The organism is Pseudomonas sp. TWI628 (assembly GCF_039673865.1).
Lineage (GTDB): Bacteria > Pseudomonadota > Gammaproteobacteria > Pseudomonadales > Pseudomonadaceae > Aquipseudomonas.
Window position 1 is genome coordinate 111,849 of the sequence record NZ_JBDJMM010000007.1, and the last position, 11,744, is coordinate 123,592.

At 63.4% G+C, this 11,744-nt stretch carries 12 protein-coding genes; 4 read left to right on the top strand and 8 right to left on the bottom strand.

Features of this window, described 5'->3' with window-relative positions:
- Window positions 1-110 precede the first annotated feature (110 nt).
- Both ABE528_RS07510 and mutM read left to right on the top strand, forming a co-directional pair.
- Window positions 111-929 (top strand): HDOD domain-containing protein, encoded by an 819-nt coding sequence (locus ABE528_RS07510; RefSeq protein ID WP_346652609.1) that lies wholly within the window; start codon window positions 111-113, stop codon window positions 927-929.
- Window positions 930-932: 3 nt separating this feature from the next.
- Window positions 933-1,745 (top strand): bifunctional DNA-formamidopyrimidine glycosylase/DNA-(apurinic or apyrimidinic site) lyase, encoded by an 813-nt coding sequence (gene mutM / locus ABE528_RS07515; protein ID WP_152955521.1) that lies wholly within the window; start codon window positions 933-935, stop codon window positions 1,743-1,745.
- 10 nt (window positions 1,746-1,755) lie between these two features.
- Here mutM and ABE528_RS07520 read toward each other — a convergent pair whose 3' ends face one another.
- From ABE528_RS07520 to ABE528_RS07540, 5 genes are all read right to left on the bottom strand, one after another.
- A complete protein-coding gene (locus tag ABE528_RS07520; protein ID WP_008095804.1) occupies window positions 1,756-2,007 on the bottom strand; it encodes a YfhL family 4Fe-4S dicluster ferredoxin in 252 nt (83 codons plus the stop codon).
- 108 nt (window positions 2,008-2,115) lie between these two features.
- Window positions 2,116-2,595, bottom strand: a complete 480-nt coding sequence (gene coaD, locus ABE528_RS07525) for a pantetheine-phosphate adenylyltransferase (RefSeq protein ID WP_014861498.1) — start codon at window positions 2,593-2,595, stop codon at window positions 2,116-2,118.
- 111 nt (window positions 2,596-2,706) lie between these two features.
- Entirely contained in the window at window positions 2,707-4,305 is a 1,599-nt protein-coding gene (locus tag ABE528_RS07530; RefSeq protein ID WP_346652574.1) for a GMC family oxidoreductase, read from the bottom strand.
- A 17-nt stretch (window positions 4,306-4,322) separates the two neighbouring features.
- A complete protein-coding gene (locus ABE528_RS07535) occupies window positions 4,323-4,808 on the bottom strand; it encodes a twin-arginine translocation pathway signal protein (protein ID WP_346652575.1) in 486 nt (161 codons plus the stop codon).
- Window positions 4,808-6,238 carry a coniferyl aldehyde dehydrogenase gene (locus ABE528_RS07540; protein WP_346652576.1) on the bottom strand — a complete coding sequence of 477 codons (1,431 nt, stop codon included), beginning with the start codon at window positions 6,236-6,238 and terminating at the stop codon, window positions 4,808-4,810. Before ABE528_RS07540 ends, ABE528_RS07535 begins: the two co-directional genes overlap by 1 nt.
- A gap of 151 nt (window positions 6,239-6,389) precedes the next feature.
- Here ABE528_RS07540 and ABE528_RS07545 point away from each other — a divergent pair, with 151 nt between their 5' ends.
- A complete protein-coding gene (locus ABE528_RS07545) occupies window positions 6,390-7,055 on the top strand; it encodes a TetR/AcrR family transcriptional regulator (protein WP_346652577.1) in 666 nt (221 codons plus the stop codon).
- 34 nt (window positions 7,056-7,089) lie between these two features.
- Window positions 7,090-7,944 (top strand): sulfurtransferase, encoded by an 855-nt coding sequence (locus ABE528_RS07550; RefSeq protein WP_152955525.1) that lies wholly within the window; start codon window positions 7,090-7,092, stop codon window positions 7,942-7,944.
- Here ABE528_RS07550 and ABE528_RS07555 read toward each other — a convergent pair whose 3' ends face one another.
- Genes ABE528_RS07555 through ABE528_RS07565 form a run of 3 tightly spaced genes read right to left on the bottom strand, consistent with a single transcriptional unit; the run spans window position 7,945 to window position 11,662 of the window.
- Window positions 7,945-8,937 (bottom strand): hydrolase, encoded by a 993-nt coding sequence (locus ABE528_RS07555; protein WP_152955526.1) that lies wholly within the window; start codon window positions 8,935-8,937, stop codon window positions 7,945-7,947.
- A 60-nt stretch (window positions 8,938-8,997) separates the two neighbouring features.
- A complete protein-coding gene (locus tag ABE528_RS07560) occupies window positions 8,998-10,368 on the bottom strand; it encodes a pitrilysin family protein (RefSeq protein WP_346652578.1) in 1,371 nt (456 codons plus the stop codon).
- Complete coding sequence (locus ABE528_RS07565) at window positions 10,361-11,662, bottom strand: pitrilysin family protein (protein WP_346652610.1); 1,302 nt, start codon at window positions 11,660-11,662, stop codon at window positions 10,361-10,363. The genes ABE528_RS07560 and ABE528_RS07565 overlap by 8 nt, the downstream gene beginning before the upstream one ends.
- Window positions 11,663-11,744 lie beyond the last annotated feature (82 nt).

Consider the following 11,744-nt stretch of genomic DNA (forward strand, 5'->3'; position numbering starts at 1 on the left):
TGGTGTGGTGCCGGACTACGGGGTTAGAATCCGTCGTCCTTCACGAGTGTGTACGCATGTCCCAAGAACTCAGCGCCGAACAGATCCAGCAAGCCTTGCAAGGCATCACCATTCCGCCGCAACCGCAGATCATGGTCGACCTGCAGTTCGAGCAGTACATGCCTGACCCGGACCTGGAAACCATCGCCAAGCTGATTTCCCAGGACCCAGGGCTTGCCGGTGCCTTGCTCAAGCTGGTCAATTCGCCGCATTTCGGCCTGTCGAACAAGATCGGCTCGATCCAGCGCGCGGTAAACCTGCTGGGCAGCCGCTCGATCATCAACCTGATCAACGCACAGTCGATCAAGGGCGAGATGAGCGACGAGACCATCGTCACCCTCAACCGCTTCTGGGACACCGCCCAGGACGTGGCCATGACCTGCCTGACCCTGGCCAAGCGCACCGGCATCCAGGCTGCCGACGAGGCCTATACCCTTGGGTTGTTCCACGACTGCGGCGTACCACTGATGCTCAAGCGCTTCCCCGAGTACATGCAGGTGCTGGAAGAAGCCTACGCCAAGGCCGGTGAGGAAACCCGCGTAGTCGATACCGAGAACCGCGTCTTCAACACCAACCATTCTGTGGTTGGCTACTTCACGGCCAAATCCTGGCGCCTGCCGGAGCACATCAGCGCGGCCATCGCCAATCACCATAATGCCCTGGCGATCTTCCGCGAAGATTCGTCGAGCAATACCCAAAGCCAGTTGAAGAACCTGCTGGCCGTGCTGAAGATGGCCGAGCACATCTGCGCCTCGTACCGCGTGCTGGGCAACCAGAGCATCGACCATGAGTGGAATGCGGTCGGCCCGCTGGTGCTGGACTATATCGGTTTGTCGGAGTACGACTTCGAGACCCTGAAACAGAACATTCGCGAGTTGGGTGGGCGCTGATCCATGCCGGAATTACCTGAAGTCGAAACCACCCGGCGTGGGATTGCTCCCCACCTGGTGGGCCAACGTGTCAGCCGCGTGGTGGTGCGAGACGGGCGTCTGCGCTGGCCGATCCCTGAAGACCTCGATGTGCGCCTGTCCGGGCAGCGCATCGTCAGCGTCGAGCGGCGGGCCAAGTACCTGTTGATCAACGCCGAGGTGGGCACCTTGATCAGCCACTTGGGCATGTCGGGCAACCTGCGCCTGGTGGAGCTGGGCTTGCCTGCAGCCAAGCATGAACATGTCGATATCGAGCTGGAATCGGGGCTGATGCTGCGTTACACCGACCCGCGACGGTTCGGTGCCATGCTCTGGAGCCTCGACCCGCTCAACCATGAGCTGCTGCTGCGCCTGGGGCCAGAGCCGTTGACCGACCTGTTTGACGGCGAGCGCCTGTTCCAGCTGTCGCGCGGGCGCTCGATGGCGGTCAAGCCCTTCATCATGGACAACGCGGTGGTGGTGGGGGTGGGCAACATCTACGCGACCGAGGCGCTGTTTGCCGCTGGCATCGACCCACGCCGTGAGGCGGGCGGAATTTCCAGGGCTCGTTACCTCAAGCTGGCGATCGAAATCAAACGGGTATTGGCCGCGGCCATCGAGCAGGGCGGCACAACCTTGCGCGATTTCATTGGCGGCGACGGGCAGCCGGGGTACTTCCAGCAGGAATTGTTCGTCTACGGGCGGGGCGGTCAGCCGTGCAAGCTGTGCGGCACGACCTTGCGCGAGGTGAAGCTCGGGCAGCGGGCGAGCGTATTCTGCCCGCGCTGCCAGCGCTAGCCGTCTGCGTTCAGGCCTTGCCGGTGATCCGGCGGTACTTGGCCATCAGCTCGTCTTCGGTTTCCGGGTGCGCTTCATCCAGCGGGATGCAGTCGACCGGGCAGACCTGCTGGCACTGCGGCTCGTCGTAGTGACCTACGCACTGGGTGCACAGGTTAGGGTCGATCACGTAGATCTCTTCGCCTTGGGAGATGGCCTCGTTCGGGCACTCGGGTTCGCAGACGTCGCAGTTGATGCAATCGTCGGTGATGATCAGGGACATGGGGACTCCGGCCGGGGCGCATCGCCCGGGCATGTTCAACGCTTTGGGCACAATTGTGCCGCATTCGCGCCCGCAGTGCACGCGGGCGCGATGATCAGGCGCGCAAGGTTACTTCTTGAAGCGTTCGGTCAGCGCCTCGGCCACCACAGGGTGGACGAACTTGCTGATATCTCCGCCCAACGCGGCTATTTCCCGCACCAGCGTCGAGGAAATGAACGAATAGCGCTCCGAAGGCGTGAGGAACAGGCTCTCGACGTCGGGCGCCAGTTGCCGGTTCATGTTCGCCAGCTGGAACTCGTATTCGAAGTCCGATACCGCGCGCAGGCCGCGCAGGAACACGTTCGCGCCCTGTTCCTTGGCGAAGTGCGCCAACAGTGACGAGAAGCCGATGACTTCGACATTGGGCAGGTGCTTGGTGACCTCACGGGCAAGCTCGACCCGTTGTTCCAGCGGGAACAGGGGGTTTTTCTTCGGGCTGGCCGCCACCGCGATGATCACGTGGTCGAACAGGCGCGAAGCGCGCTCGACCAGGTCGCCATGGCCTTTGGTAATGGGGTCGAAAGTACCCGGGTACAACACTCGGTTCATCGCGTCATCCTGGCTGGAGTGCGTTGGGGAGTCGGATGGTAGCGCAGCGATTGCGCCCGGCCAAGTCATGCGGCCGGCTGATGGCACTATAGACAGGGCGTGTATTCGTTGTCATGCACTCTGTGCCAGGCGGGTGGCCAAGGCCTCGGTCAGCCGGGCACTGATGGCATACACCGACAGCTGCGGGTTGGCGCCGATGCTGGTCGGGAACAGCGAACCGTCATGGATCGACAGGTTTTCCAGCTGATGATGGCGGCCCAGGCTGTCGCAGACCGCCTGGCGCGGGTCGTCGCCCATTGCACAGCCGCCCATGACATGGGCGCTGCCCAGCCGGGTGCGGAACGGCTCCAGGCGCAACGCGTCGATCACCTGCTGAACCTCGCCCAGGCTGGCGGCGGCGCGGGCGTCGCTGTGGACCGGCGTGACCTGCGTGGCGCCGGCAGCGAACTGGATCTGCGCCATGCTGTGATAGGCGCGGCGCAGGCCGTCGCGCAGATAGTCGGTGAGCGGGTAATCCAGCACTGGTGAGCCGTCGCCGCGCAATTCCACCGCGCCTCCCGTGCTTTCGGGGTGAAAGCCGTCGCGCAGCAGGGCCAGCATTACGTGAGTGTGCGGCAAGTCGGCCATGCGCCGGGCATTGTCGCTGCCGTATCCACCGAGCAGGGTGCTGGCCAGGGCCGGGTGCAAGGGCGGCACTTCCAGCTTGTAGCCCACCGGCCCGTCGACGCCGTCTTGCCATTGAAAGTGATCGCTGTAGATCGATTGCGGGGCGCCGTAGTACGGGTCGATGCGCGCGTCAAAACGCGCAGCGCTGAAGTTGACCAGGTGCAGGAAGGTCCGTTTGCCCAGGCGGCCATGCGGGTCGGGGGCCTCGGAGCGCAGCAGCAGGGCCGGGCTGTTGATACCGCCCCCGGCCACGATGTAATGGCGGGCGCGCACGCTGATCTGCCTGCCGGTGGGGTGCACGCCTTGAGCATCCAGCGCCTGGCACTGCAGCCCGGCGATACGCTCGCCATTGTGTTCGAAGCGTTCAGCGCGTGCGAGGTAGAGCAGTTCACCACCATTATCGAGGGTCGCCGGGATGCGCGTGACCAGCATCGATTGCTTGGCATTCACCGGGCAGCCCATGCCGCAATAGCCGAGGTTCCAGCAGCCACGCACGTTTCGCGGGATCACCGCCCAACGATAGCCAAGCTGTTCACAGCCGCGCCGCAGTACGTCGTTGTTGGCGTTCGCTGGCATCGCCCACGGCGTGATGCCCAGATCGTGCTCGCTACGCTCGAACCAGGGCTGCATTTCTTGTTGCCCCAGGCCCGTGACGCCATGGGCGGCGGCCCAGTGCGCCAGCGTCTGTGGCGGCGTGCGAAAGCTCGAGGTCCAGTTGATCAGGGTGGTCCCACCGACAGCGCGGCCCTGCAGAATGGTGATGGCGCCATCCTTGCTCATCCGCCCCAGGCCTTCCTGATAGAGGCTGGCGTAGGCCTCGTCTTCCAGTAGATGGAAGTCGCTGCTGGTCTTCAGTGGGCCCTCCTCGATCAGCAGTACCTTGAAGCCGGCGGCGCTGAGCATCTGCGCACTGGTGGCACCGCCGGCACCGCTGCCGATCACCGCGATATCGGCCTCCAGCGTCAGGTCGTGCTCCAGGCGTGAGCCGTCATGGGTGGTCCAGCCGCGTTCGAGGCCTTGGCGAAACGGGTCGGTTACAGGCATTGAAGATGTTCTTTTTGTCAGATCTTGGGTGGGCCGGGGTAGCCGCATGCGGCCCAGGCTTCCGGGCGTTCGTACCAGGCCATTTGCAGCAGTTGCAGCAGCGAGGCATGGCCCATGCGCAGCAGGTTCAGCGAGCTGTCCTGCCAGCGCTGCAGAAAGGCCGTTACCTGCGCACCGCTGGCCTGCTCCCAAGCCCCCCAGACGCCGGTCAAAGGGCCGCGGGTCAGCGGCAGGTTGAGCACATCGAACAGTTGCCGGGTGAGCTTGAGCATTTCCGGTGACAGCGCTGCCAGCTTGTGGTCGAGGCTGTGCAGCACCAGCTCGCCGTTTGCCGAGGTGCCGGCGAGTACCACCGGGACAAGTGCGAGCAGGGCCGGCAGGTCATCCTCACGCAGCACCTGGTAACCGGTTGCAGGCGTCTTGGCGCTGCAGCCGACCAGGCTGGCAGTACTCAGGAAAAGGCTGGCGCCCAGGCTGAAGCGCAGCAGGTCACGGCGCTGCATCAGCGGATGAACAACTTGTAGACCAGGCGCTGCAAGGCCTTGCCATAGGGCGGGTAGATCAGCCGCGCGGCATTCAGGCGCTGCTTGGCCAGCACTGCCTTGGCCTTGCTGAAGGTCAGGAAGCCTTCATGGCCATGGTAATGGCCCATGCCGGAGGGGCCGATACCGCCGAACGGCAAGTCGTCCTGGGCCACGTGCAGCAAGGTGTCGTTCAGGCACACGCCGCCGGAATGGCTGCGCTGCAGCACGTGCTGCTGCTCGCTGCGGTCGTAGCCGAAGTAGTACAGCGCCAAGGGGCGAGGGCGTTGATTGATGTAGGCCAGGGCCTCGTCGAGGTGGTCGTAAGGCACCAGCGGCAGCAGCGGGCCGAAGATCTCGTCCTGCATCACTTGCATGCTGTCGTTGACCCGGGTCAGCAGGTGCGGCGGCAGGCGTCGGCCCTGGCGGGTCTCGTCGGGGTACAGGTCGAGCACCTGGGCACCCTTGCCGCGGGCGTCGTCCAGCAGGTGCTGCAGGCGCTGCAACTGCCGTGGGTTGATGATGGCACTGTAGTCGGGGTTGTCAGCGATGCGTGGGTACATGCGCTTCACCACGTTGCGGTAGGCATCGGCGAAGTCGTTCAGGCGGTCACGGGGCACCAGCACATAGTCGGGCGCGACGCAGGTCTGGCCGGCGTTGAGGGTCTTGCCGAAGGCGATACGCTCGGCGGCCGTGGTCAGCGGCACGCTGGCCGACACGATGGCCGGGGACTTGCCGCCCAACTCCAGGGTCACCGGGGTCAGGTTTTGCGCGGCTGCCAGCATGACCTGGCGGCCGATGCTGGTGGCGCCGGTGAACAGCAGGTGGTCGAAGGGCAGGCGGGCGAACGCCTGGCCGACTTCGACCTCGCCAAGTACCACGCTGACCAGATCTTCGGGGAAAACCCGCTCAATGAGCGCTTTGAGGGCTGCTCCACTGGCCGGTGTGGCTTCGCTCAGCTTGAGCATGACCCGGTTGCCGGCAGCAAGGGCACAGGTCAACGGGCCGATGGCGAGGAACAGCGGGTAGTTCCACGGCACGATGATGCCAACCACACCCAATGGCTGGTACAGCACCCGTGCGCTGGCCGGCTGGAAAGCCAGGCCCACTGCGCGCCGGGCCGGGCGCATCCAGCGTTGCAGGTGGCGCTCGGCATGGCGAATGCCTTGCACCGACGGTAGCAGCTCGGCCAGCAGCGTTTCGTCGGCACTGCGGCCGCTGAAGTCGGCATCGATGGCTTCGATAAGCGCTTGCTGGTCCGCCAGCAATGCCTCGCGCAGGCTTTTAAGCCACTGCCGCCGCTGTGCCGCAGGCGGCATGGGGTTGCCGGCAAAGGCCTGGCGCTGAGCGGCGAACGTCGCGTCAAGGTCGGTGTCGGAATGCACAGGAGGCAAGGCGATGGGCGAGGTCACGGCGGTCTCTCGTCTGGGCTTGAAGTCCCTAGAGCCTATACTCTAATTCGTACCATGGTGCGACTTTTTTAACCGGGGAGAACGGTGCACCCGTGGTGTGATTCACCGTAAGATGACCCATTATCGAAAGCCCGCAAACTGGGAGCTGAGCATGGCCCCGCGCATGAAGACCCGAGAGCGCATCGTGCAGAACAGCCTGGAGCTGTTCAACCTGCAGGGCGAACGCAGCGTCAGTACCAATCACATTGCCGCGCATATGGAAATTTCGCCCGGCAATCTGTACTACCACTTCCCCAACAAGCAGGCGATCATCGCCCTGCTGTTCAGCCAGTACGAAGAACTGGTGGACAGCTTCCTGCGCCCGCCGCAGGGCCGTATGGCCATGGTCGAGGACAAGCGCTTCTACCTCAAGGCGCTGCTCGCGGCGATGTGGAACTATCGCTTCCTGCACCGTGACCTGGAACACCTGCTGGAAAGCGACCCTGAACTGGCCGCCCGCTATCGGCGCTTTTCCGAGCGCTGCCTGCGCCAGGGCCAGGCGATCTACCGTGGCTTCGTCGACGCCGGGATCCTGGCCATGGAACCTGCGCAGATCGAGTCACTGACCATCAATGCCTGGATCGTGCTGACCTCATGGGTACGTTTTCTCAGCACCACGCGCGAACATTCCGCGCATCTGGGTGAAGAAGCCTTCAAACGTGGCGTCTATCAGGTGCTGGTGCTGGAGCTGGGCTTTGTCACCGGCAATGCCCGTGGCGCGGTGGACGCCCTGTGCCAGGAATTCCACGTTCCGTTCAATCAGGCCCTGGAACAGTAGCCAGGGCCTTCGTGCCATCGATCAGGAGATTGTCATGCCCCTTGCGCAATTGATCACCCCGCAACAGCTGGCCGAGCGTCTGGACTCGCCCAAGCTGGTGATCCTCGATTGTCGATTTGCCCTGGAGGATGTGGATTACGGCCAACGCAGCTATGCCGAGGGACATATCGCCGGGGCGCATTTTGCCGACCTGGAGCGTGACCTGAGCGGGCCGGTGAGCAAGGGCCGTACCGGCCGCCATCCGCTGCCGGACCCGCACCGGCTGGTCGAGCGCTTGCGCGAGTGGGGCCTGGACGATGACAGCGAAGTGGTGCTGTACGACGATGGCCCTGGCGCGTTTGCTGCCCGCGCCTGGTGGTTGCTGGTCTGGTTGGGCAAGCGCAGCAACGTGGCGATCCTCGATGGCGGCCTCAAGGCCTGGCATGCGGCGCATTTGCCGCTGAGCCTGGATGCGCCAGCCAAGCGCGAGGGGACGTTCAGTGGCGAGGCGGACGCCAAGCTGCTGATCGACGCCGAGCACCTGGCCAAGCGCCTGGGCAGCCCTGACCTGACCCTGATCGATGCCCGTGCGCTGCCGCGCTTCCGGGGCGAAGTCGAGCCGATCGACCCCGTGGCAGGGCATATTCCGGGCGCCCAGTGCGCCGCCTTCAACGAGAACCTCGATGCCGATGGGCGTTTCCTGGCGCCGGAGCAGCTCAAGCTGCGCTTTGCAGAAAAGCTGGCAGGGCGCTCGCCAGAGCAACTGGTGGCCTATTGCGGGTCAGGGGTGACGGCATGCCATAACCTGTTTGCCCTGGCGCTGGCGGGGTATCCGCTGGGCAAGTTGTACGCAGGCTCCTGGAGCGAGTGGATCAATGATCCCAAGCATGGCGTGGCGACTGGGGAATAATCACTGACCGTCGACCAGCCACTGTGGAATCCGCCGCTCCAGGTAATAACCCGGGTTCCGCAGGCTGCCGTCGACAAACCCCACATGCCCACCCCGCGCGTGCAGCTCGAACTGTGTCTGCGCTGCCAGTTCACTGGCCGTGGGCAAGCTGTGGCCGAACACGAAAGGGTCATCGGTGGAATGGATGATCAGCGTCGGCGTGCGGTTTTCCCCCAGATAGAATCGGCTCGATGAGCGGCGATAGTAGTCGTGGGCATCGCTGAAGCCGTTCAGCGGCGCGGTGACCTTGCCATCGAAATCCCAGAACGTCTTCAGTCTGCCCAGAGGCCCCAACCGGTCGAGCGCGGCCAGGCCCTCATGGTGCCCGCGGTCACGGAAGTGTCGTTGTTTCAACTGCACATAGGCCATCATCTCGCGCATGAAATGCGCTTGGTACACCTTGGAAAAACCCAGGCCGATGCGGTCGGCGCACTGGTCCAGGCGAAACGGCACCGAGACGGCGACTGCGGCTTGCAATTGGCTGGCAGCGCCAGTTTCGCCCAGGTACTTGAGCAGTACATTGCCGCCCAGTGAGTAGCCAACGGCATACAACGGTGCCGATGGACGTTGCGCGTGCAGGTGAGCGACCACCTCGGCGAGGTCCTCGCTGGCCCCGGAGTGGTAGCTTCGCGGCAACAGGTTGGGTTCGCCCGAACAACCGCGCCAGTTCACCGCCACACTGGCCCAGCCCCGGGCTTGCAGCGATTGTTGCAAGCCCTTGACGTAGGGCGAATGGGACGAGCCGGTCAGGCCATGCAACACTAGCACTAGCGGCGCGTCCGGGCTGTGTGGCCCATGCCAGTCGAGGTCGAGAAAATCGCCATCGGCCAGCCACAGGCGTTCGCGGCTTCGTTCCAGCTCTGGCAGCTTGCGCCACAGTGGCCCCCACAGGGTTTGCAGGTGGGGGTTGGACAGGCCGATGGCCGGGCGGAACGTGGCGGAGAGACTGGGCATGCTGGGCGACTCGTGATGTGCCTGCGTAGACTGCCATGAAACCTCGCCACTGTACCTGCGCTATTGGTCGGGGGCTGGCAGAGGTTGTTGTTCGACGCTTGGGCCGACACTGACCTTTACGATGTAGCTTAGGTCGAGATGACGCTGCATGGCGGCGCGGACATCGGCCGGCGTCAAACGGTTGATGCGCTCGATGTAGGTGTTGAGATGATCGTCAGGTTGATGTTGATGGGTCAGATCCGCGAGCAATGCTGCCAGGCCTTTGTTCTGCGCGACACTGCGCAGCAATTGCCCTTCCCGCTGTTTGCGAGCCACTTGCAGCTCTGCTTGGGTTGGCCCTTGCTCAATGAAATCGCGCAGCAGGTTCACTACCAGTTGCTGGGAGCCTTCCACATGCGCGGGGGCGACCTCCCATTCGACGCTGAACAACCCGCCTGCCCGTAATGGCGATACACGGGTGTGCACGCCGTAAGTGAGGCCGCGGCGTTGGCGCAGTTCGACCATCAAGCGCGATTCGAGCCCTTCTCCCAGTACAGCGCTGGCCAACTCCAGGGCCGGGAACTGCGGATCATTGGCGGGCACGTTCAAGGGAAGTGCCAGCAAGACAGCGCTGCTCGCGCCAGGCTGTTCGACTTTTATGGTCGTGCCGGTGGCGGTTGGGACAGTTGGCAGATCTGTTGCCGACCAACGCTGTGGCAGCGCTTGGCTGATCTGATGGGAGAGTGCTTGGGCTTCTGCGAAAGAAAGGTCGCCGACCACGACCATCTCCAGGTTGCTGGCGGAGTAGGCGCGTTGGTGGAATGTCCGCAAATCGTCTATGGTTACCGCCGCTACACCCTGTTCGGAGCTGCCCAGTGGGTTGCCGTAAGGATGGCCACTGAACAGGTGGCGGAAGGCTTCGCTACGCGCCCTCGATACAGGACGCCACTCGCGTGAGGCGTTGCTCCGCAGCAACTGCTGCTTGATCTTGTCCAGAGCGGGGGCGAGGAATGCGGGGCGTGCCACAAGGTCGGTGAAAAGCGCCAGGGACGGCCCCAGCACGGCCGGGGTGCTCAGGCTGCGCAGGCTCAACGTCGCATGTTCCAGACGTATCTGCTTGTCGAAAAACGCCCCCAGGCGTTCGAGATGACTGGCTTGTTCGGTGGCCGTGTATTGCTGGCTACCCTCATCGAGCATGGACAGCGTCAAGGCTGCCAGGCCAGGGTGCTCAGTGTCCTGGACAGTGCCGGCTTTGAACCGCAGTACTACGTCAACGATAGGTAACCCGCGGGCTTCGACGAATTTAACGCCTGTGCCGGTTTCGGTCTTCCAGGCTTGCACCTGCGTCTGGATGGATTCGAACTGATCCAGGTCGAGCCCTTGGGCGCTGATCAGGCCGCCGTAAATGCTGTTGGTTTCGGTAGGCTTTGAGGTCGCAGTCAAATCACGCATGAGCGCTCTCCTTGTTGTGCATGAAGGTAATGGCAGCGCGGGAATCGATCAGGAACTCCAGGGCGACCTGGCCGACCTGTTCGGCTGTCACGGCTTCGATGTCTTGTCGCTCATTTTCCAGTGCAATGGGGTCCAGGCCGCAGGCGGCCTGTTTGCCGATGGCCCGTGCCTGTATATCGATGTCGTCCCTTTCGAAAACCTGCCTGGCCAGCAGGCGCGCCTTGGCGCGTTGAAGGTCTTCTCTGGAAGGTGCCGAGTGACGAAAGGATTCGATTTCCAGCAGCAGCCTTTCGGCTGCGATCTCCGGCGTTACCTGGGGACTGCAAAATGCGTAGAGCTCGAGCAAACTGTCACCCCGCTGCCAGGGTTCGTAGGCTGAGCTCAGGGCCTGCAGAATCGGGTCATCCAGCACCAGTCGTTGTTGCAGGGTGCTGCTCTGCCCGTCGGCAAGCAGGTCGGGCAGAAGCCGCAATGCATAAGCCTGCTCGTCGGACTGGGCCGTACATTGGCTGGGGATATTGAAACTGAGCATCGTGCCTGTGTACTGGCCCGGTAGCCTCAGCGTCTGATGACGGCGATTTTGCAGCGGGGGCGCGGAGGGTGTTTCTCGCGCAGGCAGGCGGTTGGCGGGGATCGTTGCAAAGTGCCGCATGACCAGGCTTTGCAACTGTGCCAGGGTGATATCGCCCGATACTGCAAGCGTGGCGTTGTTGGGTCGGTACCAGGTCTGGTACCACGTACGGGCCGCAGCAGGCGTGAGGTGCTCGAGATCAGCCTTGTGGCCAATGATGGGCGTGCCATAGCCACCGGTGCCGTAAGCCAGTAACCGGTGATGTTCCAATGCCAGTGCCAACGGGCTGTTGTCGACCTGCTCTCGGCGCTCGGCCATGACTACGTTCAGTTCGCGAGCGAAAGGTGTATCGCTGAGCGTGGCGCTCGCCATGACGTCGGCCATGGCTTCCAGGGCAACCTCCAGGCGGCTGGCTGGCAATGTCAGCGGAAATACCGTGGCGTCGGTCAAGGTGAAGGCATTCGGTTCGCCGCCAAGACGAGTCATGACGGCCGAATATTGGCCACCTGCCAGTTTGCTGCTGCCCTCGAACAGCAAGTGTTCCAGGGCATGGGAAAGGCCGGAATGGCCTGCTGGCTCGTAGCTCGACCCGACGTGGTACCACAGCTGCACACTGACCAGCGGCGCACGATGGTCTTCGCGCAGGTAGATGCGCAGGCCGTTGGCGAGGGTGAATGATTGAACGTTGCTGCCCAGGATGGGCGCCGAAGTGCGATCGGTCATGGTTGAAGTACTCCTGCAAGAATGCAGGAGCAGCTTCAACCATGGCTGCGGCGGGTTTGCGGTAACTAAGTACGGCTAGCCA